Source organism: Streptococcus sp. DD11 (genome assembly GCF_001578865.1).
In the GTDB taxonomy this organism is placed as follows: domain Bacteria; phylum Bacillota; class Bacilli; order Lactobacillales; family Streptococcaceae; genus Streptococcus; species Streptococcus panodentis.
The window spans coordinates 180,440-202,815 of the sequence record NZ_KQ969395.1 but is presented as its reverse complement, the minus strand read 5'-3'; the positions used below and the strand labels follow the sequence as shown (position 1 = coordinate 202,815).

General features: G+C 45.2%; 21 protein-coding genes and 1 pseudogene. 9 read left to right on the top strand and 13 right to left on the bottom strand.

Translation table 11 applies throughout. The annotated features are described in order from the left end of the window. Window positions 1-23 precede the first annotated feature (23 nt). Window positions 24-674 carry a restriction endonuclease subunit S gene (locus STRDD11_RS08725; protein ID WP_128837000.1) on the bottom strand — a complete coding sequence of 217 codons (651 nt, stop codon included), beginning with the start codon at window positions 672-674 and terminating at the stop codon, window positions 24-26. Between the two features lie 71 nt (window positions 675-745). Between STRDD11_RS08725 and xerA the strand changes: the two genes are divergently transcribed. Next, complete coding sequence (gene xerA, locus STRDD11_RS08720; protein WP_128836999.1) at window positions 746-1,732, top strand: site-specific tyrosine recombinase/integron integrase; 987 nt, start codon at window positions 746-748, stop codon at window positions 1,730-1,732. A 12-nt stretch (window positions 1,733-1,744) separates the two neighbouring features. Further along, on the top strand, window positions 1,745-2,281 hold the full coding sequence (locus tag STRDD11_RS08715; RefSeq protein WP_128836998.1) for a restriction endonuclease subunit S: 537 nt from the start codon (window positions 1,745-1,747) through the stop codon (window positions 2,279-2,281). Here STRDD11_RS08715 and STRDD11_RS08710 read toward each other — a convergent pair. Continuing rightward, on the bottom strand, window positions 2,266-2,973 hold the full coding sequence (locus STRDD11_RS08710) for a restriction endonuclease subunit S (protein ID WP_128836997.1): 708 nt from the start codon (window positions 2,971-2,973) through the stop codon (window positions 2,266-2,268). The two genes, STRDD11_RS08715 and STRDD11_RS08710, sit on opposite strands and share 16 nt — an antisense overlap. A gap of 49 nt (window positions 2,974-3,022) precedes the next feature. On the opposite strand from STRDD11_RS08710, the gene STRDD11_RS08705 reads away from it, so the two are divergent. Both STRDD11_RS08705 and STRDD11_RS08700 read left to right on the top strand, forming a co-directional pair. Then, window positions 3,023-3,925, top strand: a complete 903-nt coding sequence (locus STRDD11_RS08705; RefSeq protein WP_128836996.1) for a hypothetical protein — start codon at window positions 3,023-3,025, stop codon at window positions 3,923-3,925. Window positions 3,926-3,939: 14 nt separating this feature from the next. Continuing rightward, a complete protein-coding gene (locus tag STRDD11_RS08700) occupies window positions 3,940-7,053 on the top strand; it encodes a type I restriction endonuclease subunit R (RefSeq protein WP_128836995.1) in 3,114 nt (1,037 codons plus the stop codon). A 219-nt stretch (window positions 7,054-7,272) separates the two neighbouring features. Here STRDD11_RS08700 and STRDD11_RS08695 read toward each other — a convergent pair whose 3' ends face one another. From STRDD11_RS08695 to STRDD11_RS08670, 6 genes are all read right to left on the bottom strand, one after another. Beyond that, entirely contained in the window at window positions 7,273-7,965 is a 693-nt protein-coding gene (locus STRDD11_RS08695) for an alpha/beta hydrolase-fold protein (RefSeq protein WP_128836994.1), read from the bottom strand. Next, entirely contained in the window at window positions 7,946-8,968 is a 1,023-nt protein-coding gene (locus tag STRDD11_RS08690) for an ABC transporter substrate-binding protein (RefSeq protein ID WP_128836993.1), read from the bottom strand. Before STRDD11_RS08690 ends, STRDD11_RS08695 begins: the two co-directional genes overlap by 20 nt. 56 nt (window positions 8,969-9,024) lie before the next feature. Continuing rightward, entirely contained in the window at window positions 9,025-9,780 is a 756-nt protein-coding gene (locus STRDD11_RS08685; RefSeq protein ID WP_128836992.1) for an ABC transporter ATP-binding protein, read from the bottom strand. 1 nt (window position 9,781) lies between these two features. Continuing rightward, the gene (locus STRDD11_RS08680; protein WP_128836991.1) at window positions 9,782-10,828 is read right to left on the bottom strand and encodes a FecCD family ABC transporter permease; all 1,047 of its coding nucleotides are present in this window, start codon (window positions 10,826-10,828) and stop codon (window positions 9,782-9,784) included. 175 nt (window positions 10,829-11,003) lie between these two features. Next, a complete protein-coding gene (locus STRDD11_RS08675) occupies window positions 11,004-11,336 on the bottom strand; it encodes a hypothetical protein (RefSeq protein ID WP_128836990.1) in 333 nt (110 codons plus the stop codon). Between the two features lie 41 nt (window positions 11,337-11,377). After that, window positions 11,378-12,460 carry a M24 family metallopeptidase gene (locus tag STRDD11_RS08670; RefSeq protein WP_128836989.1) on the bottom strand — a complete coding sequence of 361 codons (1,083 nt, stop codon included), beginning with the start codon at window positions 12,458-12,460 and terminating at the stop codon, window positions 11,378-11,380. Between the two features lie 161 nt (window positions 12,461-12,621). Between STRDD11_RS08670 and ccpA the strand changes: the two genes are divergently transcribed. The 5 genes and pseudogenes from ccpA (at window position 12,622) to thrS (ending at window position 19,007) form a co-directional block, all read left to right on the top strand. After that, entirely contained in the window at window positions 12,622-13,626 is a 1,005-nt protein-coding gene (ccpA, locus tag STRDD11_RS08665) for a catabolite control protein A (protein WP_128836988.1), read from the top strand. Between the two features lie 89 nt (window positions 13,627-13,715). Then, the gene (locus tag STRDD11_RS08660; protein WP_128836987.1) at window positions 13,716-14,714 is read left to right on the top strand and encodes an LTA glycolipid anchor biosynthesis glycosyltransferase, IagA/BgsA family; all 999 of its coding nucleotides are present in this window, start codon (window positions 13,716-13,718) and stop codon (window positions 14,712-14,714) included. A gap of 1 nt (window position 14,715) precedes the next feature. Then, the gene (locus STRDD11_RS08655; protein ID WP_128836986.1) at window positions 14,716-16,038 is read left to right on the top strand and encodes a glycosyltransferase family 4 protein; all 1,323 of its coding nucleotides are present in this window, start codon (window positions 14,716-14,718) and stop codon (window positions 16,036-16,038) included. 401 nt (window positions 16,039-16,439) lie between these two features. Then, window positions 16,440-17,072: a nucleoside/nucleotide kinase family protein gene (locus tag STRDD11_RS08650; protein WP_128836985.1), complete on the top strand. Its 633-nt coding sequence runs from the start codon at window positions 16,440-16,442 to the stop codon at window positions 17,070-17,072. Further along, window positions 17,065-19,007: pseudogene (gene thrS / locus STRDD11_RS08645) on the top strand (threonine--tRNA ligase). Before STRDD11_RS08650 ends, thrS begins: the two are co-directional and overlap by 8 nt. A 54-nt stretch (window positions 19,008-19,061) precedes the next feature. On the opposite strand, the gene STRDD11_RS14460 reads toward thrS, so the two are convergent. The 5 genes from STRDD11_RS14460 to STRDD11_RS08620 form a co-directional block, all read right to left on the bottom strand. Next, a complete protein-coding gene (locus STRDD11_RS14460; protein WP_128836984.1) occupies window positions 19,062-19,259 on the bottom strand; it encodes a MerR family transcriptional regulator in 198 nt (65 codons plus the stop codon). Between the two features lie 75 nt (window positions 19,260-19,334). Beyond that, a complete protein-coding gene (locus STRDD11_RS08635) occupies window positions 19,335-19,994 on the bottom strand; it encodes an amino acid ABC transporter permease (protein ID WP_128836983.1) in 660 nt (219 codons plus the stop codon). Window positions 19,995-20,004: 10 nt separating this feature from the next. Next, window positions 20,005-20,685: an amino acid ABC transporter permease gene (locus tag STRDD11_RS08630; RefSeq protein ID WP_128836982.1), complete on the bottom strand. Its 681-nt coding sequence runs from the start codon at window positions 20,683-20,685 to the stop codon at window positions 20,005-20,007. A 14-nt stretch (window positions 20,686-20,699) separates the two neighbouring features. Beyond that, complete coding sequence (locus STRDD11_RS08625) at window positions 20,700-21,461, bottom strand: transporter substrate-binding domain-containing protein (protein ID WP_241209393.1); 762 nt, start codon at window positions 21,459-21,461, stop codon at window positions 20,700-20,702. Window positions 21,462-21,762: 301 nt separating this feature from the next. After that, window positions 21,763-22,376 (bottom strand): amino acid ABC transporter ATP-binding protein (locus tag STRDD11_RS08620; RefSeq protein WP_241209381.1); only part of this gene is annotated, 614 nt, incomplete at its 5' end.

Here is a 22,376-nt window from a genome sequence, read left to right as displayed (position 1 = left end):
GAGAATAATAAAAAGATAAATCATCATTTAGTGGCCTGATTGACAGAGATTTCGCCTGATAGGAGTTTTGGCAGAAGAGTCTCGCGCAGTGTTGATAATTTTCTGTTTTCGTTAGCATTTTTAGCAATTTGGTGCATGATGGGTGAGATAGTATTGTCAAGTTCGGCGATTTTTTCTGTTTGTGGAAGTAAAATTTGTAAAGTTTTTACTTCAGTTTGATTTAATCCGGGTTGAGCGGCCTTACTAGAAGCTCGTGAAAATAAAGCTTGCTTATTTTTATCGTTCAGGAGTAAGAAATATAGGAAAAACGGACTTGGTGCTAGCTCGTTTGGTCTTAATATAAAGATATGTTCGTTAATAGCGCATTGTGCATGTGGAAATTCATCCAAGGCCATTGATACTTTTCCAGTATAGGCGCCATCTTTATAAAGTAAGACATCACCTGAGTGTACAACACCACGATTAAGTTTTTTGAAATATTCTAGGCTTATAAATTTTTCTTTCGTATAATCATATTGGCCAAAACGCTCAATGTTTTCTGCACCAATACTTGGAATACCATCTACTTCAGCACCTCCTTTTGGACGTGAGCCACTTTCAAGAGTACTAATAATATCTCCTAGTTGGGCAGATGAACCTTCATAGTAAATTTGTTCAAAAAGTTCTTGCGCCATCTGCTCTAAATGATGATTTATCTTTTTAAGCTATCCATGAAGTATAATAAATTAAGAAAGGTGGGTAGCTTATGAAGGATAAATTAATTACACAAATCACATCGAGCATGGCAAGACACTTAAGTGTTCGGCAGTTAGAAAATCTGCAAAAGGTTTTGATTGCAGCTTTTGTCAATGTAGAAGTTGCTGAGATTAAATCGGTCAATGAACAGGAAAGTAATGGGAAATTGCTTGAACTGTTTATTTCTGCTAAGAGGATTGAGGGGTGCAGCGAGAAGTCTTTGAAATACTATAAAATGGTTATTGAAAACATGTTTACCAGTCTCAAAACGGCCATAAGAGATTTGACTACTAGTGATTTGCGGACTTATCTTGCGCATTATCAAAAGGAGAGAAACTCTAGCAAAGTAACGATTGACAACATGCGTCGGATTTTTAGTAGCTTTTTTGGCTGGTTGGAAGATGAAGACTATATTTTAAAAAGTCCTGTTCGTCGGATTCATAAGATAAAGACAGATAAGACGATTAAAGAAACTTTGTCTGACGAAGGGCTTGAACTCCTAAGAGATGCATGCGATGAGATTCGTGATTTGGCTATGATTGATTTATTGGCTTCAACCGGAATGCGTGTAGGTGAACTAGTGAGATTGAATAGGGAGGATATTAATTTTTATGAAAGAGAATGCGTTGTCTTTGGGAAGGGGAATAGTGAGCGGATTGTCTACTTTGACGCTAGAACAAAGATTCATTTGATAAACTACCTAGACAGCCGTCAGGATAATAATCCGGCTTTGTTCGTTTCCTTGTCTTCTCCACATGATAGATTGCTAATCGGAGGTGTAGAAACGAGACTAAGACAGCTTGGTGAAAAAGCAGACTTAAATAAAGTCCATCCACATAAATTCAGACGGACATTGGCGACACGCGCCATAGACAAGGGCATGCCCATAGAACAAGTCCAGCACTTGCTCGGTCATGTCAAAATAGACACAACCATGCACTATGCCATGGTTAACCAAGCGAATGTCAAAAATTCGCATCGGAAATATATAGGATGAGGAGAACCGAAATTGAATAATTGGAAGAAAGTGAAACTTTCAGATATTATAAATTTTAATCCCAGAGAAACATTGCCTAAAGGAACTCTAGCTAAAAAAATAGCAATGGAAAAGCTAGAGCCGTTTGCGCGTGATATCCCTGAGTTTGAATATGTAAAATTTAAAGGCGGCACTAAATTTAGAAATGGGGATACCCTAATAGCTCGTATTACACCAAGTCTTGAAAATGGGAAGACTGCTAAGGTAAGTTTATTAGATGAAAATGAAGTCGGATTTGGATCTACAGAATTTATTGTTGCAAGAGCCATAGAGGGAATAAGCGACGAGAATTTTGTGTATTATTTAATGCTTGATCCAAGCGTTAGAGAAGTTGCTATTAAATCAATGGTTGGAACATCAGGCAGGCAAAGAGTTCAGCTGGACGTTGTTAAGAATCATGAGATTCTATGTCCTCCACTGGATGAACAGATACAAATTGGCAATATTTTGAGTGCTATTGACGACAAAATAGAAAATAATAAAAAGATAAATCATCATTTAGTGGCTTGACTTACTGAGATTTCGCCTGATAGGAGTTTTGGCAGAAGAGTATTACGAAGAACGATCAATTTTTCAATTTCTAATCCATTTGTAGCAATTGTATTTCTGAGCTCTTTAACGATATTTGAAAATTTATAGACTAAATTTAAAGTTGGAATAATAATTTTTTCAGTTTCTAAGAAGCTTGAAATATCAAAATTTTTAATCCCTGTTGTTCCATTTTCGTATAAAAACATTACCTTGTGATCATATAAATATCGCCAATAATAGTATATAAATTCAGAATATCCTTCTTTAGGTTTAATAGCGCGACAAAAATTTGTACATACCATATCATACTCATATCTATCAAGGAGTGATTGGGTAATTAACGCGCATCTGCCAGTTGATTGAGTTGGACTGCCACCCGAAATTTCAATAACAATATTATTATCTGTCAATTGTCTGTCGGTGAAGTTTTTAGGTAATATGTAACGTACAGGCATTTTTCCTTTATTACCCAAAGTGATTTCTGGTAAGTCAGCACCTCGTATACAGTAAACGACCTGTTGGTAGTTTCCTACAGGATGCTCTTTCCCCCAATCACCACCCAATGTAGAAGCGACTATTTCAGAAAATACTCCTTCTCGCCAATCAGATGGTTTTTCACCGTCGAACGGTTCAAAATCAACAAACCAAGATTTAAAAATAGCTTGTGCCATCTGCTCTAAATGATGATTTAGTGTACAACATGAAAAAGGTAGTATAAAATTGAAAGATATTATAGATTTTTTAAATCAAAATTCAGATGTGATTCAAATTGTTTTAGCATGTTTGTCATTAATTGCTTCAATTATAGTTGCCTATTTGATTTACTGGCTGCAAACCAAACATGAAAAAGAAGTACTGAGGCTTGAAGAGAAGCGTCGGACTGATAAAATAAAAACAGAAGCAAAACAGTTTCTTATTGATTTTTCTGAAGAAAAGGAATATCTGCCATTATGCATGATTGCTAATAATGTCAATTTGCATAAAAAGCACCATCGAAAAATTTATACGAGTTTTAATCGCTGTAGTATAGAAGTTCAAGAGGCAATACTAAAACAAGCAAAATTTCCAGTTCTTAAATTTGAAAATGATCAGTGGGTAGATGACTACTTAAAACAAGTAAGGGATTTTTCTGAGAGAAACAATTTAGGAGAAAGTCTTCTATATGATGGTTTTAAGTATTTTCATCATACCATAGAACAATGTTCTGACAAAAAAGTTAGTGAATTTGATACCAATATTTTCACTTTACCCGATAATTCTGTAAATAGATTATTTCATGAGACGAATCGTGACTTAGAGTCTTATATTTATGAGTATTTAAAGCGAGAAAATACTTTTGATTCTGAAGACCAGCAGCAACCTCTTGAACCACCATATGATGTCATGTGGTCACAGTTAAACTTAGGAGGATGTCCGGAGTATCAAATGTGCTTTTGGACGGTTAAATCTGTATTAGCAATTCTTTCTTCCATTGCATATAGTTCTGATACTTCTTCAAATTTTTATGTAAAATGGCAAACTCAATTAGAAACAGATGTTAAAATTGAGACCTTTGAAGATTTTTATTATCAAGCATTGCTTAAGTTATATATGGTTTATACACCAATTCCTAAAGAAAGTTAGGGAGGAACAAACTGATGGGATTTACTGAAGATAACTACGAAAATGCGGTTATTGAACTTTTTCGTGATAGTTTGGGCTATTCTTATGTTTATGGTCCAGATGTAGAGCGTGACTATAGGCTGCCTTTATACATGGAGGAACTTCGTCCTGCTTTGGAAAGGATTAATGCTCAGTTGCCGACTGCTGCGATTCAGGCTGCTATTGAAAAGTTGCAGCGTTTTGAGACAGGGTCCTTGCTTCAGAAAAATAAGGTTTTCACAGATTATCTGCAAAATGGTATTGAAGTTTCCTATTTTTATCAAGGGAAAACACGGTCAAGCCTTGTTTACTTGGCTGATTTTGAGAATGTCAATAATAATAGCTTTACGGTCATCAACCAATGGGCCATCGTGGAAAAAAGCAATAAGCGCCCTGATGTTCTTGTCTTTTTGAATGGATTAGCAGTAGTTGTATTTGAATTGAAAAGTCCTTCCCGTCAGGAAACGGACGCCTCAGATGCCTATCGCCAGCTCAAAACTTATCAGAAAGAAATTCCAAGTCTGTTTATCTATAATGCTTTTTGTGTGATGACGGATTTGGCGACTTCAAAGGCAGGAACGATTACGGCTGGCGAAGACCGCTTTATGGAGTGGAAGACGACGGACGGTAGTTTTGAAGATAGGCAGTATGCTAGTTTTACGACATTTATTGAAGGAATTTTTGACAAAGCGAGATTTTTAGATATTTTAAAAAATTTCATCTGTTTCTCTGAGGATGCTAAAATTTTAGCTGCTTATCACCAGTATTTTGCGGTGAATAAGGCAGTTGTTTCAACCTTGAATGCGACTAAAACGGATGGTCGAGGCGGTGTCTTTTGGCATACGCAAGGAAGCGGAAAGTCTTTGTCTATGGTTTTCTATGCTCATCTGTTGCAGAAAGTCTTAGATTCACCGACTATTGTCGTTTTGACGGACCGAAATGATTTGGACGAACAGCTGTATGGGCAGTTTTCAAAATGTCAGGATTTTCTTAGGCAAACGCCAATTCAGGCAAAAAGCCGTTTGCATCTAAAGGAACTGCTGGCAGGGCGTCAGGCCAATGGAATTATTTTTACAACCATGCAAAAGTTTTCAGAGTCGGCTGAAGCACTTTCTGACAGGAGGAATATTGTTGTCATGGCAGACGAAGCCCATCGTGGACAGTATGGGCTTGAAGAAAAAATCAAAATAACCAAGGGAGCAGATGGGTCAGACCAAGCGAAATTGGTGCTTGGAGCAGCCAGGTTAATTCGAGATAGTCTGCCAAATGCAACCTATATCGGTTTTACTGGTACACCAATCTCGACCAAGGATAAGTCTACAACCGAAGTTTTTGGTAATTACATTGATGTCTATGATATGACACAGGCAGTTGAGGATGGGGCGACTCGGCCTGTCTACTATGAAAGCCGTGTCATGCACTTGAAGCTGGATGAAAATATCCTGAGCTTGATTGATGCTGAGTATGATTTGATGGCAGCAAGTGCTGAATCTCATGCGATTGAAAAAAGCAAGAGAGAACTGGGGCGTCTGGATAGCATCTTAGGAGCTGATCAGACGATAGGTGCCCTGTGTGATGATATTATTAAGCATTATGAAGAAAATCGTGCCCAAGAACTGACTGGTAAGGCCATGATAGTTGCCTATTCACGTCCTATCGCTATGAAAATCTATCACACTTTGCTTGAAAAGCGTCCGAATTGGACAGAAAAAATCGGTGTGGTTATGACTTCTAGTAACAATGACCCAGAAGAATGGCATGATATTGTTGGCAATAAGCGTCACAAAGAAGAGATGGCTAAAAAATTTAAAGACAATGACAGCACCTTTAAGATTGCTATTGTCGTAGATATGTGGTTGACAGGTTTTGATGTCCCTAGTCTTGCGACCATGTATGTTTATAAGCCAATGCAAGGTCATAATCTCATGCAGGCCATTGCTCGTGTTAATCGTGTTTATCAGGATAAAGAAGGCGGTCTCGTTATTGATTATATTGGCATTGCTGGTGCTTTGAAGCAAGCCATGAATGATTATACCAATCGAGATAAAGGCAATTTTGGAGACACTGATATTGCTAAGACTGCATTACCAAAATTCATTGAGAAACTAGAGGTGTGTCGTGATCTCTTTTATGGATTTGACTACGCAGATTTTATGAATGCTCAATCAAGTGATTTAACTAGAGCTAAAACAATCAGCGGTGGGGTGAACTTTCTGTCTGCTGTAGATAAAGAAAAGAAAAAGGAGCTTTTTATAAAAGAATCCTTGCTTTTACGCCAAGCTTTATCCCTTTGTCGTTCCTTGCTTACACCTGAACAACGTTTTGAAGCAGCTTATTTTGATGCTGTCAGAACATTACTAACTCGAATCACTGGAGAAGGCAAAAAATTATCACTGAAAGATATTAATAATCGTATTAATGAATTGTTAAAAGCCTCTATCAAAAGTGAGGGTGTTATTAATCTATTCTCAGATATTGACACTGGATTTTCACTGTTTGATCCTAAATTTCTGGATGAAATTTCTAATATGAAAGAGAAGAATTTGGCTGTAGAATTATTGAAAAAATTATTGCAGGAACAAATTACTTTGTATCAAAGAACCAATTTGGTAAAATCTGAAAAATTCTCGGAAATTCTTTCACGGTCAATGAGAGCTTATTTAAATGGTATGCTTTCTAATGAGGAAGTTATAGCTGAATTAATGAAGATGGCTAAAGAAATGGCGAAAGCTCATGAGGAAGGAGATGCTTTAGGGCTTACAGATGAGGAATTAGCTTTCTATGATGCCTTAACGCAACCGCAAGCTGTCAAAGATTTCTATGAGAATGATGAACTTGTTGCAATGACGCATGAATTAACGGATATGCTGCGTAAAAGCAGGACCATTGATTGGCAGAAAAAACAATCAGCGCGTGCTCGTATGCGTATGCTTGTCAAACGGCTTCTTAAAAAATACAAATATCCGCCAGAAGGTGTTGAAGATGCGATTGTAACGGTTATCAAACAATGTGAGATGTGGACGGATAATCCTGAAAATAACTATGAAAGTTATTCTTTTCCAGATGAACTGATGGTTGCTGAAAGCAATGTAGAATTGGAATCAAAATAAAAAATTTGACTAGCGATAGTCAATAATCCTTTTACTGGAAGGAGTCTTTTGCATAAAACAATATCGTCATTTAGTTTATTTTTTATTACTTTGTTAACTCGCCTTGCCGTATGCCAGTACAGCCTGCGGCTCGCTGCCTCGTACTAAAAGCAAACTAAAAAGCTATAACTAAAAACTCCCCTTTGTCAGTTCATTCAGTGAGTGACAAAGGGGAATTTTTCAGTTGATATGCCATTGCTCAGCCAGCCAGTCGGCAAAGGCAGCGTACCGTTCTTTGAGGGCATCGTGATGGCCGTAGGGATCAAAAACGGAGCAGGCTGCAGGAAGCTCCTTCTGGATGAGACTGTGAATCTCTGCCGCATACAAAGGGGCTTTAAAGAGGCGGTTGGTATGATTGGCGCCTTCTGTTTTTCCATTTTGCAGGTAGATCAGGCAGTCCCTGTTTTTCAGCTCCTGTGTCCGGCAGTAGTCAGTAAATTCCGGATACCAGAATGAACCGCAGATGGAAAAAACACAGGGCATTTTCCAGCCGCTGTAAAGACTGTAAACAGCTGCCAGTCCGCCTAAGGAATAGCCGCCGTAAGCTATTCTGCTCTCGTCCAGCCGGTATTCCTTTTTCAGCTCTGCCATGATGCTGCCAAAGACCTCTTGGTGATAGCTGTCAGCCCTGCCGCCAAAGTCGGGTCTGCCCGCCCTCAGGGCGCTGGCTTTCCAGGGCGTATAATCATCCAGCCTGTTTTTTGACCTCAGACCGACCAGAATCACGGACTCCGAAAGGCTGCTCAGGTAGCTCAGCTGGCCGTCATTCAGAAAGACGGCTGGATAAGGCCGCTGCCCATCATAATGAGAGGGCAGGGACACCGTAACGGTCACATCCTCTCGGACAAAGCGTTTATTTATTGATAAAGTCATTGATTTTCTCAAGAGAGTCGATCACAGCAGGACCGTAATCCATCAGCTCATCATAGGAAATAGTCATGATCTGCTCATTTTTAACAGCCGGAACATCTGCCAGAACTGCATTGGCTTTCATCAGATCTACCGCCTGGCCGTCCATTTCTTTGTTGCGGTCGCTGGTCACATAAATGATGAGCTCCGGATCCATAGACACGAGATTTTCCAAGGTCAAATCAGAAGTTCCGGTTGCCACGTTGGTATAGCCCAGCTGATTGAGCAGGCTCTCCTGCAGGGCGGATTTATAGGTGCCAAAGGTCTCATCATTGTAAGCAACCATGATGAGAGCTTTTTTCTTTTCCCCCTGAGAAGTTTTATTTGCCTTTTTCACTGCGTCGATTTTGCCCTGCAGCTGCTCGGCATATTGATTGGCCTTTTCCTGAACATTAAAGATTGTCCCCAGATTTTTGACATCTTCGACAATGTTGGACAAATCCTGCTTGATATTAGACACAGAGGCTTTCTGCGTATAGACAGGAATCTTGTTTTCGTTCCAGGAGTTCACGGTACCCAGAGACTTTTCAGAAAACATCATATTCCGGCCGAGAATAGCGTCTGGCTCATAGGACAGCACGGTTTCCTGCGATACCGTTTTTTTGTCGCCGACCTGCGGAATCGTGGCAATATCAGCCTCGTATTTGCCTGTGACAGCATTGTCTGGATTCAGCATGCCGGCAATCTTATCTTTCAGTCCCAGTTCGATCAGGATTTCGGTCGTTGAAAGGTTATTGGTAATGACCTTTTCCGGTGCTTTTTCAAAAGTCTGCTCAATCTCCTGGCCTTCGGCGTCATAGGTCTTGACCGTCACAGGGTATTTGGTCTCTGCGCTGTCCTTTTTGGCCGTTTTTTCCGAAGAAGCCTGCGATGAAGAAGACGAGCTGCTGGTTTTGGATGAAGAACTGCAGGCAGCTACTGTCAGTGCAGCAGCTGCAAGAAGCAAGATACTGAGTGTTTTTTTCATATTTTTTCCTTTCCTTTCTTGTGGGCTAGTGGGCTAGGAATCCAGCCTCTAAAAGACTACAGGTACTGAATCATTGCCTGCCGGTCCTCTGTCCAGACTACCTTGCTCTGAACGCCGTAGACAGCCTGCAATGAATCTTGGGTGATGGCTTCCGTTGGGTTGCCTTGGTATGCGATCTCACCCCCTTTCATGAGGTACAAATAGTCCGAATAGCGGCAGGCCAGCTGGATGTCGTGCAGAACGGCCAGAACATTGATGTTCAGGTCCTTTACGATGCGCAGCATGTCCAGCTGGTATTTGATATCCAGATGGTTGGTCGGCTCATCTAGGAGCAGCAGGGTCGGCTGCTGGGTCAAAGCCCGTGCCAGCAGGACCCGCTGTTTTTCGCCGCCGGACAGGGACAGATAGGCCCGGCTCGCCTTGTCCAGCATGCCCACCTGCTGCAGGGCTTCTTGGACGAGCGCGTAGTCCAGCTCGGTCTCCCTTTGCAGAAAGGAGAGATGCGGCGTCCTGCCCAGCAGGACAATCTCCTCAACGGTGCAGTCAAACTGAAGATGGTTAAACTGCGTGACAACTGCCAGATGCTTAGCAGCTTTTTTGATGCTGATGCTTTCAAGAGGGTCTCCATTGAGGTAAATGCTGCCGCTGTCCGGCTTGAGCTGGCGGTAGATGGTTTTGAGCAGGGTGGTTTTACCGCTTCCGTTGGGTCCCAGAATGGTGTGAAACTGCTGGCCCTCAACTCTGAGCGAAATCCCGTTTAAAATCTTTTTGGGGCCGACAGCATAGTGAATATCTTTGCAAATCAGGTCCATATCAGCTGTTCACCTCCCTTCGGCTTTTGGCTACAGTGTAGATAAAGAAAGGTGCACCGACCAAGGCAGTGAAAATCCCAATCGGCAGCTCTGCATTTTTGATCAGAGTCCGAGCCCAAACATCTGCCCAGACAAGAAAGAGGGCTCCCAGAAGAGTCGCGATGGGAAAGAGCCTTCTGTAGTTGGTGCCGACCAACCTTCGGGCAATGTGCGGCGTGATCAGACCGACAAAGCCGATGATGCCGCAGCTGGCCACCAGCACTGCTGTGATGATGGCGACGACAGTAATATAGAGGTACCAGTAAACATGCAATGGCACACCCAGTGTCAGAGCAGCCTCTTCCCCCATCATCATGGCATTGAAAATACGGTACTGGGAGCAGAAAAACAAAAAGGCAAGACCGACAGCGAGAGCCGGCAAGGTCAGATCTGACCAGGAAGTTCCGGCCAGTGAGCCCATGGTCCAGAATTTTACAGTCATGATACTGTCAGCATTGGCACCGACGGAGATGATAAAGTTGGCAAAGGCGATAAAGAGAGCATTGACCACCGTTCCGGATAAAATCAGACTGCCCGTCGTCATTTTGCCCTGCATGGATGCGATAAGGACGACGACTGCCGTTGCCAGAATGGCTCCGATAAAAGCGCCTGTGCCAGTAAGGGTCTTGAGTCCTAAGATGATGCTCAAGGTTGCCCCAAAGGTCGCTCCCGCTGAAATTCCCAGAATATAAGGCTCTGCGATGGGGTTGTTGACTGTAGACTGCATGACGCTGCCGCATATGGACAGACCGGCTCCAGCTAGGATGCCCAAGAGCACTCTTGGGAGCCGCATATTCCAGACGATTGCAAGCGTTGACGAAGGCAGACTGTCCTTGCCAAAGGGAAGCCCCAGTCTGCTGAAAATAATGCCGTAAGTGTCCTGCAGATCGATCGAAACAGACCCCAAGGAGACGGCTAAAAACAGGGAGAAGACCAGAAAAATGATAAGAAGCAGCAGCAGGCAGACATAGCGGGAAAATCCGTCCCTTCCTGACTTTTTAAACAGCATCCGGCCTCCTTTGCAGTGAAAAACAGCATCCATAAATACATTAGAATTTTTTGACAATTTCATAAAAATTATAACATTTTTAAAACGGAAGGGCAAGAATAGATGGAAAACTTGAACATCATAGAGGCGAAAAAAGAACAAAAACGACAGAGAAGGCTCTGTCGCTAGTTTGATATTATAAACGAGTCAGGAAGATGATGGCTAAAACGACAGCAATTATCCAGGTCCAATATCGATTGGGAATAAAGAAGAATGAAGAGCGGTCGCGGTATTCAATTCTCTCTCCCGTTTTCTCATCTATCAAGATACGAACTTCCTTTGAAATGAACCATTTTGTCAATAGAAAATTCAAACCAGAAGTCGTTAGAATCAGTATGATGCAACGGAGGATCATTGAAAAAGCGGTCGTGCTGCCTTGTAAGATGAAATCAGACAGCGTAATGCCTGCAAAACCACCGCCAATTATCGCTAAAATAACAAGAAGGCCTTTGCCGCGCCATATAATCATCCAAGTTCTCCTTTGATTTTATAATACAAAATTATAGCACGTTATTCAAAATACAGCAAGTCCTTGCTGGTCTCAGTAAAGAGTTCAAAGCCGTTCTTAGTGACATGGCCGCAGTCTTCAATGCGGACACCGACCTTGCCGGGGATATAGATGCCGGGCTCAACAGAGAAGCACATGCCTTCCTCAATAACCATGTCATTTCCTTCCATGATGGATGGAAATTCATGAACATCCATACCGATGCCGTGGCCCAGGCGGTGGTTGAAATATTCCCCATAGCCAGCTTTTTCGATGACTTGACGGGCAGCACGGTCCACCTCGTGGGCCGTCACACCCGGTTTGATAAAGTCCAGCGCTGCTTGCTGGGCTTCCAAAGTGAGCTGGTAAATCTCCTTTTTAAACTGATCTGGCTGGCCGACAGCGACTGTCCGGGTCATATCGCTGGCGTAGCCATTGACCATACAGCCCAGGTCAAAGAGCAGCAGGGCGTTGTTTTCGATTGTATGGGCGCCAGGGATGCCGTGCGGGTTGGCTGCATTGTCACCAGTCAGGACCATGGTTTCAAAGCTCATTTCATAGCCTTCGCGCTTAATTGCAAAGTCAATCTGAGCGATAATATCGGTTTCCGTTTTGTCCAGCGAGATGCTGTCAAAGCCGATGTTGACAGCCTTGTCAGCATATTGGCCGGCAATCAGCATTTTCTGGATTTCATCAGCAGACTTGATTAGGCGCAGGCGGTTGATGAGCGGGGTCAGATTGGTAAATTCTGCTCCTTCAAAGACAGTGCGCAGGCCGTGGTACTTGGTCAAAATCAGATGGTCAAATTCGACAGCAATCTTTCTGAAAGGAGCAGCCGGCAGGGTGTTTTTAATCTTTTGCCAAGGATTTTCAGAGTCCACATAGCCGACTACCTGAAAATCAAGGATGGAAGCGGCACGGTCCGCTTCCAGAGCCGGAACAAAGAGCAGCGGCTCCTGATGAGGATAGACAAAAAGGAACATCTGGCGCTCGTGGGGGTCGCTGTAAAAACCAGTCAGATAGTTGATACTGACGGGATCGGAGAAGACCGCAGCATCTGTTTTTTCATGTTCAAGATAAGCAGTGATTTGATTGATTTTTGTCATAGTTACAACCTTCTTTCTACCCTTTATTTTGGCAAAAAATGTCAAAAAAAGCAAGACTTTTCAAAAACTTATCAAAATACTTGAAAGTGTTTACAATAAGTGATAAAATGGTGAATGTAGGACAGTGAAAACGAAATTTTCAATCAAAGAAAGGAAACTATATGAACACAGACGACACAGTAACCATTTATGATGTCGCCCGTGAAGCGGGAGTTTCGATGGCGACAGTCAGTCGGGTGGTGAACGGAAATAAAAATGTAAAGGAAAACACACGCAAGAAAGTCTTAGAAGTCATTGATCGGCTGGATTACCGGCCAAATGCGGTGGCCCGGGGCCTTGCCAGCAAGAAGACGACCACTGTCGGCGTTGTGATTCCCAATATTACCAATAGTTACTTCTCTACCTTGGCCAAGGGGATTGATGATATTGCTGAAATGTACAAATACAATATTGTCCTGGCCAACAGCGATGAAGATGATGACAAGGAAGTGTCCGTTGTCAACACTCTCTTTTCCAAGCAGGTGGACGGCATCATTTTTATGGGCTATCACTTGACAGAAAAGATTCGCTCCGAGTTTTCCCGCTCCCGTACGCCGGTTGTCCTGGCTGGTACAGTGGATGTAGAGCATCAGCTGCCCAGTGTCAATATTGACTACAAGCAGGCGACAGTGGATGCGGTAGAGCTGCTGGCTCAGCGCAATAAGAAGGTTGCCTTTGTCAGCGGGCCGCTGGTAGACGATATTAACGGCAAAATCCGCCTGTCAGGCTATAAAGAAGCTCTGAAAAGCAAGAAACTGTCTTACAGTGAAGGCTTGGTTTTTGAGTCCAAGTATTCCTATGACGATGGCTATCACTTGGCGGAACGGGTGATTGCTTCCAAAGCAACTGCCGCTTTTGTCACCGGCGATGAATTGGCAGCGGGTCTCTTAAACGGCCTTTCTGATCAGGGCATCAAGGTTCCGGAAGACTTTGAAATCATTACCAGTGATGATTCTCAGGTCGCTCGTTTCACCCGTCCTAACCTTTCGACTATCGGCCAGCCTCTCTATGACATCGGGGCTATCAGTATGCGCATGCTGACCAAGATTATGCACAAAGAGGAGCTGGAAGAGCGCGAGGTGCTGCTGGCTCACAGTATCAGCGAGCGCAATTCTACCCGTAAATAAAGAAACAAAAACCGCCAGTTTTGGTGGTTTTTTCATTTCGTCTGCCTTGTGATTTTCTTTTTCCTTTGATTTTCGATATAATAGGAACTATGAAAGTATTACTGTATCTTGAAGGAAAGTCTGTTTTGGAAAAATCAGGCATCGGCCGGGCTCTGCAGCACCAGATGCATGCTTTGGATTTGGCTGGGATTCCTTATACGACGGACGTTTTAGGGGACTATGATGTAGTGCACATCAATACCTATGGGCCGCGCAGTCTGCTCCTCCTGCATGCCGCCAAGAGAGGGGGCAAGAAAGTGATTATGCACGGTCATTCTACTAAGGAAGATTTTGAAAACTCCTTTATTGGCTCGAATCTGTTTGCTCCCTTATTTGGCAAATACCTGACCCACATGTACAAGAAGGCTGATTTTATCATTACCCCTTCGGACTATTCCAAGCAGCTGATTGAGGCTTACGGTGTCACGACTCCGATGGTGGCTGTTTCAAATGGGATTGATCTCCCTAAGTACAAAAAGGATGCCCGCAAGGAAGCTGTCTTTAAAGAGTATTTTCACATCAAGGAAGGGCAGAAAGTAGTGGTCTGTGCCGGTCTCTATTTCCGCCGCAAGGGCATCGAGGACTTTGTAGAGGTGGCCCGCAGGATGCCGGATGTTCGCTTTATCTGGCTGGGATCCATCAATCTCTGGCTGATTCCGCGCAAGATCCGCAAGCTGGTCCTTTACGATCATCCTGACAATGTCGAATTTCCCGGCTACTTCAAGGGAGCCGTTTTTCAGGGGGCCATGTCAGGCAGTGATGCATTCTTTTTCCCTTCCTATGAGGAGACAGAGGGAATTGTTGTCTTAGAAGCCCTTGCCAGCCAGCAAAATGTAGTTCTGCGCGATATTCCGGTTTATCAGGGCTGGGTGGATGAAAACTCAGCCGAGCTCTGCCACAATGTGGACGAATTTGTCGACTCCCTTCGCAAGGTTCTTGACGGCCGGATTGATAAGCGCCAGGCAGGCTATCAGGTTGCCAGAAGCCGGTCCATTGACGATGTTTCCGACCAGCTGGTCAAGGCCTACCAAACAGTTTTGGAGATGTAAGATGCGTATTGGTCTTTTTACAGATACCTATTTTCCTCAGGTTTCCGGGGTTGCGACCAGCATTCGGACCCTGAAAACGGAGCTGGAGAAACTAGGTCATACCGTATTTATTTTTACCACGACGGATAAGGATGTCAACCGCTATGAGGACTGGCAGATTATCCGCATTCCCAGTGTTCCTTTCTTTGCCTTTAAGGATCGAAGAGTAGCCTACCGCGGCTTTTCCAATGCTCTGGAAATCGCCCGCCAGTATCAGCTGGATATCATCCATACTCAGACGGAGTTTTCCTTGGGCCTGCTGGGGATTTGGATTGCCAAAGAACTGCGGATCCCAGTGGTGCACACCTACCACACCCAGTATGAGGACTATGTCCACTATATCGCCAAGGGCATGGTCATCCGTCCCAGCATGGTCAAGTACATTGTCCGCGGCTTTATGAGCGATTTGGATGGGGTCATCTGCCCCAGCGAGATTGTCTATGACCTCTTGGTGGATTATAAGATTGAGGCAGAAAAAAGGGTTATTCCGACAGGGATTGAGCTGGCTAAGTTTGATCGGCCGGAGATTTCCCGGGAGGATATCAAAAAGCTGCGCTTTAAGCTTGGTCTGGCTGAGGGAGAGGTGATGCTGCTCAGCCTGTCGCGGATTTCTTATGAAAAGAATATTCAGGCGGTGGTCAAAGCTCTGCCGGCTGTTCTGGAAGAAAATGATCAAATCAAGCTGGTCATTGTCGGTGACGGACCATATGCGGATGATCTGAAAGAACTGGTGGCTCAGCTAGGGATTGAAGACTCGGTTATCTTTACAGGCATGATTGCCCCCAGTGATACCGCGCTTTATTATAAAGCAGCAGACTTCTTTATCTCAGCCTCCACCAGTGAGACGCAGGGGCTGACCTATCTGGAGAGTCTGGCCAGCGGCACGCCTATTATCGCCCATGGCAATCCTTATCTGGACAATGTCATCAGCGACAAGATTTTTGGGACCCTTTATTATGAGGAACGCGATCTATCCGGTGCTATCTTAGAGGCTGTGATTGCAACGCCTGATATGGATGAGAAGAAACTGGCAGACAAGCTCTATGAGATTTCGGCAGAAAACTTTGGCCGCAGGGTTTATGAGTTTTATCTGGATTTGACCATTTCCAAGGACTTCCATAATGACCTGAAGCCGGAGGAAAATGTAGCCAAGCGTTTGGCCAAGTCCGTGGCTTATCTGCCCGGCAAGGTCATCTCTCTGCCAGTCAACGGTTCCGTTCGGATTTTCAAGGCTTCCAGCAAGCAGGTCAAAAAGATAAAAGGCCTGACCAAATTTTTGGAATAGCAGGGGAGTGTCTGCCTGCCCAGCCTGCTGTGCGCCGGCAGTTCTCTCTGTCGGAGCGGTTTGCAGCAGTTCTGATTTGCTGACCTGTCATCTTGGCCGGCTCTAGCGGCGGCTGTCCAGCTGGAAATTGCCGTTTTTTCCTCTTGCAAAATTTCACAATCGTGCTATAATGTTTTCTAGAGACAAATCACCTGCAGGAAATCTTTTAGAGAGCGCGTGGAGCTGGAAATCGCGTAGAGGATGCAGTTGGGACTACTCTATCAGCTTTTATGCAAACATAAAACGGTGGCTACGTTAGAGCCGATTCGAGGTGTAGGTTTTTTGACATACACGAATGAAGGTGGAACCACGTTGCGACGTCCTTTTTAGGGGCGTTTTTTATTTTGTCAAAGGAGGGTGGTATGCTTTACTTAATCGGTGGGTCACCATGCAGTGGCAAGTCAACCATTAGTTCATTTCTTGCCCGCCAATATGACCTAGTTCATATCAAGATAGACGACTTGACAGATCAGCTGACTGAACAGGCAATTCTAGACCGAGCTCCTATCAGCTTTCTCAGACGGGACAGAAGCCCAGATCAGATATGGCTGCGACGTCCAGAAGCTATGGCAGATGAAGAGTGGTATTTTTATGAGGAAATTTTTCCTTATTTGAAATCCTACCTGATAAAAAATCAAGAGCAGTCGCTGTTGGTGGAGGGAGCAGGGCTATTGCCACACCTAGTTAACAGTCTTACACTGCCTAATGCTTATCTTTGCCTAACGCCAACGGCTGATTTCCAACTGACACATTATGCTAAGCGAGAGTGGGTTCCCTATATCTTAAAAGGGTGCTCAAATCCCGAAGAAGCTTTTAAAAATTGGATGCAACGAGATATTCTTTTTGCCCAAAGAGTCCGAGAGGAAGCAGCGAAATTAGGTTATCCTAGCCTCGTGACAGATGGCAGTCAAACGGAAGTTCAGCTTGCTGAAGAGATTGCCCGTCTCTTAAAATTAACAAAAATAGACATTAAAAAAGGAGAAAACCATGATTAACATTACATTTCCAGATGGTGCGGTTCGTGAGTACGAATCCGGCAGCACCACTTTTGACATTGCCCAATCCATCAGCAATTCCTTAGCTAAAAAAGCCTTGGCCGGTAAGCTCAATGGCAAGCTGATTGACACCACCCGGGCCATCACAGAAGACGGCGCGCTGGAAATTGTGACCTCTGACCACGAGGATGCCCTGCCTGTCCTGCGTCATTCGGCTGCTCATCTCTTTGCCCAGGCAGCCAAGCGTCTTTTCCCTGACATTCATCTGGGTGTTGGACCGGCCATTCAGGATGGTTTTTACTATGATACGGATAATGCTGCCGGTCAGATTTCCAATGAAGACCTGCCTCGTATTGAGGAAGAAATGAAGAAAATCGTCAAAGAAAACTTCCCCTCTATCCGGGAGGAAGTGACCAAGGACCAAGCCCGCGAAATCTTCAAAGACGATCCTTACAAGCTGGAGCTGATTGAGGAGCATTCGGAGGACGAGGGCGGACTGACTATCTACCGTCAGGGCGAATATGTAGACCTCTGCCGCGGTCCGCATGTGCCTTCAACTGGCCGCATCCAAATCTTCCACCTGCTTAATGTCGCAGGTGCTTACTGGCGCGGCAACAGCGACAATGCCATGATGCAGCGGATTTATGGAACAGCTTGGTTTGACAAGAAAGATTTGAAGAACTACCTGCAGATGCGGGAGGAGGCCAAGGAGCGCGACCACCGCAAGCTGGGAAGAGAGCTGGATCTCTTTATGATTTCCCAAGAAGTAGGGCAAGGCCTGCCTTTCTGGCTGCCAAATGGAGCGACGGTCCGTCGGGAGCTGGAGCGCTACATTGTGGATAAGGAGTTGGCTTCTGGCTACCAGCATGTCTATACGCCGCCGTTGGCTTCTGTGGAACTTTATAAGACTTCTGGCCACTGGGAGCATTACCAAGAAGACATGTTTCCAACCATGGATATGGGCGATGGGGAAGAGTTTGTCCTGCGGCCGATGAACTGCCCGCACCACATCCAGGTCTACAAGCACCATGTGCATTCCTACCGTGAGCTGCCGATTCGGATTGCGGAGATTGGCATGATGCATCGTTATGAGAAGTCCGGAGCTCTGACCGGCCTGCAGCGCGTGCGGGAAATGTCCCTTAATGACGGTCACATTTTTGTCACTCCTGAGCAGATTCAGGAAGAGTTCCAGCGGGCTCTGCAGCTGATTATCGATGTTTATGAAGATTTCAATCTGACAGACTACCGTTTCCGCCTGTCCCTGCGTGATCCAGAGGATACACACAAGTATTACGATGATGATGCCATGTGGGAAAATGCTCAGTCCATGCTTAAAGCAGCTTTGGATGAGATGGAGGTGCATTATTTTGAAGCAGAGGGTGAGGCAGCTTTCTACGGGCCTAAGCTGGATATTCAGGTCAAGACCGCTCTGGGAAATGAAGAAACCCTTTCGACCATTCAGCTGGACTTCCTGCTGCCAGAGCGTTTCGACCTCAAGTACATCGGCGCTGACGGAGAAGAACACCGTCCGGTTATGATTCACCGCGGGGTCATCTCGACCATGGAGCGCTTCACGGCTATCCTGATTGAGAACTACAAAGGAGCCTTCCCAACCTGGCTGGCACCGCATCAGGTGACCCTGATTCCGGTTTCCAATGAGGCCCATATCGACTATGCCTGGCAGGTGGCCAAGAAGCTGCGTGACAAGGGGGTCCGTGCAGATGTGGATGAGCGCAATGAGAAGATGCAGTACAAGATCCGCGCCTCACAGACCAGCAAGATTCCTTACCAGCTCATTGTCGGCGACAAGGAAGTCGAAGATGGCACCGTCAATGTCCGCCGCTACGGCCAAAAGAAACCCATACCATCCCAGTTGATGACTTCATTCAGCAAATCCTAGCGGATATTGCCAATAAGTCGAGAGCAGCAAAATAGCAGCATCAAACCCGAGCTATCCGCCCGGGTTTTGTTCTTGATAAATTATGAAAGTTAGCTGATTTCTTTTTGCTGCCATTCGATCTTATCGTCTAACTTCTCCAGTGAGCCTTGCCAGTTTTGGATTTGCTCTTGGACGAAGCTGCGGTGCTCCTCCAGCAGTGCTTTGAGCAGCTGACACTTCCTAGCGGAAGCTCCATCCACCTCCTCAAATAGTTCGTTGTACGGTTTGAGCGGCTCACAGCCTATCATTTTCTTATTTCAAAATGATAGGCTGAAACTGTCCTCCGGACAGTTTCACTGCTAAAAGCAAAGGAAAAGTCTATATCACTCTGCCGCCTGTGCCCAGCGGCGGGACAGCCTGCGGGAGAAGGTCGAAATAGCAAAGTTAATGACAAAGTAAATGGCTGCCACCAGCAGGTAGAGAGTAAAGACCTGTTCGGCTTCAAAATAGCGGCCCATCAGGATTTGGGCGGATCCGAATAGCTCCTGCAGGGCAATGACGGAGTAGAGCAGACTGGTGTCTTTGATGACTGTTACAAACTGGGAAATGATGGACGGCAGCATTTTGCGAACGGCCTGAGGCAGGATGATGTACCAGAGGATCTGGACCTGCGTAAAGCCCTGAGACAGGCCGGCTTCGGTCTGTCCGTCATCAATGGCGTTGAGTCCGCCGCGGATAATTTCAGCCAGAGCAGCAGAGGTAAAGACTGTGAAGCTGATAATGCCGGCCGGTGTGGACTTGACTTGGAAGACCAAGAAAATCGTGAAAATCCAGAGCAGATTGGGGACATTGCGGACAAACTCAATGTAAACGCTGGCCAGCAGCTGGAAAAATTTATTTTTGCCATTGCGCATAACAGCCAAGATGGTCCCCAGAATCGTGGACAAAATAATCGAAATAAAGGATATTTCCAACGTCAGCCAAAGTCCCTTTAAGATAAAAAGGAGGTTGGTCGGTGTTAAGACATTTAAGATATTTTCCATGAGAACCTCCTTACAGACTGTAGGCCTGCTTGTTGGCTTCCTCTACCCTGCGTCCCCAGCGTGCGATAGGGAAGCAAAGGAGGAAGTAGAGCAGGGCAGCTCCGGTAAAGGCCGGAATGTAGTTGGAATTGAGAGCAGCCCAAGATTTGGTCACAAACATAAGGTCAACTCCGGAGATAATAGCGACGGTCGAGGTGTTCTTAATCAGATTGACCACCTGATTGATCAGAGGCGGCAGGATAATCCGAAAAGCCTGAGGCAGGATAATGTAACGCATGGTTTCGATATAGGTAAAACCTTGTGACAGAGCTGCTTCAGTCTGCCCGCGCGGGATGGACTGGATCCCTGAGCGGATGACCTCAGCGATATAGGCGCCGTGATAGAGTCCGACACAGAGCACAGCCGTCCAGTAGATGGAGGGCATGATGGCATAGCCGCTGATAAGCGGCAGACCGTAAAAGACGATGACAAACTGTACCAGCAGGGGTGTGTTTTGATAAAATTCAACGAAAACCCGAGCCAGTCCGCGGAGAAAAGCGTTCTTGCCGGTGCTGATAGCACCGAAGACAATTCCCAGTATCAGGGCCAGGATTAAGGCACCGACTGAGATGGCCAGCGTAAAGAGGAAGCCTTGGACAAACTGTCCAAAGTCTGCAAAATAAGCCTGCCAGGAAGATAAATTAAAAGTCATACATACTCCCCTTTCTAATCATCGGCTGAAGTCGATGGCTTCAGCTGGTACTTGTCATACAGCTTTTGCAGACTGCCGTCCTTCTTCCATGCTGTGATCAAGCCGTTTAGGTAATCGTTTAAGCCGGTGTTGGATTTTTTGCTGACGACACCATAATCAGCTGTTTTAAAGCTGTAGTCCAGAATGGTGGATTTGGAGCTGACATAGCCAGTCAGGATGGACTGGTCGACCGAAAAGGCATCAATGCGATGAGCCCTTAGGGAGACAGCCAGCTCAGGATAGGACCCCAGTTCCACATACTTAAAATGGAGTTTTTTCTCTTTGGCAATTTCTTCCAGCAGGGTCTGGGTGATCGATCCCTGAACCACACCGATGGTCTTGCCGTCTAAGTCTTCCAGATTCTTGATTTTGCTGGATTTATTGACCAGAAAGCCCGAAGCATCCGTATAGTAAGGAGTGGTGAAATTGTAGAGGAGTTTGCGCTCATCTGTAATGGTGAAGGTAGCGATGACGATATCCACCTGACCGTTGTCCAGCAGAGGCCCACGGGTTTGGGCCGTTACCGGCACATAGTTGATCTTGACGCCCAGCTCCTTGGCAATCTTTTTGGCAAGGTCAATTTCCAGTCCGCTGTAAGTGTTATTTTCGGGATTGAGATAGCCGAAGTTGGGAACGTCCTGCTTGACGCCGACATTGAGCACGCCCCTTTTCTGAATAGCTTTGACCTGCTCGCTGTCGGCATCAGCCTTGACTGTTTGGATCGTCCCAAAAGCCAGCAATACCAGAGCCAGGCCCAGTAGAATATTTTTATTTTCATGTTTTCCTCCTTGAAATAAATCAGAGTAGATGCTCAATGAACAGCATCGGCAAATGAGCCAGGAGCGGTCATGCTGGCAGCAAACCGGCTCATCATATCCTGCCGCCCTTTAACTTGACTTAGGCAAGTCGAAACGAAGGAAGGTTGGTGTGGAGTTCGAAGAGTATAAAATAGAAAGAGCGGGAGAGTCTGTGTCCGTAGATGATGTTGCTTTCTTCCTAAAAGCCTCTTTTTTCGATGATTTCTAAGCGGCATCTCTGTTAAGATGTGACCGTATCACTCTCGTGATTGATAATTTTGCTGAGGAATTGCTTGGCACGCGGTTCGGTCGGATTGTCAAAGAAGGCATCAACATCGGTTGTGTCTACTAAGACCTCTCCTTCGGCCATAAAGATGATGCGGTCGGCTACCTCGCGGGCAAAGCCCATTTCGTGGGTTACGACAATCATGTTCATGCCGTCGTGGGCCAGTTTTTGCATGACAGCGAGAACATCGCCGATGGTTTCGGGGTCCAGAGCCGAAGTCGGCTCATCAAAGAGCAGCAGCTCTGGGTGCATGGCCAGACCGCGGGCGATTGCAATCCGCTGTTTCTGGCCGCCGGACAGCATGCCGGGGTAGGAGTCCTTCTTGTCCCACATGCTGACAAATTCTAGGTATTTTTTAGCCGTTTTTTCTGCTTCTTTTTTATCAATTCCCAAGACTTTGATAGGAGCCAGGGTTACATTTTCTAACACCGTTTTGTGGGGGTAGAGATTGAAGTGCTGAAAGACCATGCCGACTTCCTTGCGCAGGCTGACCAAGTCTTTAGCGGAAGCATTGGCCACTTCGTGTCCGTTGACAGTCAGGCTGCCCTGATCGATTCCCTCCAAGGCAT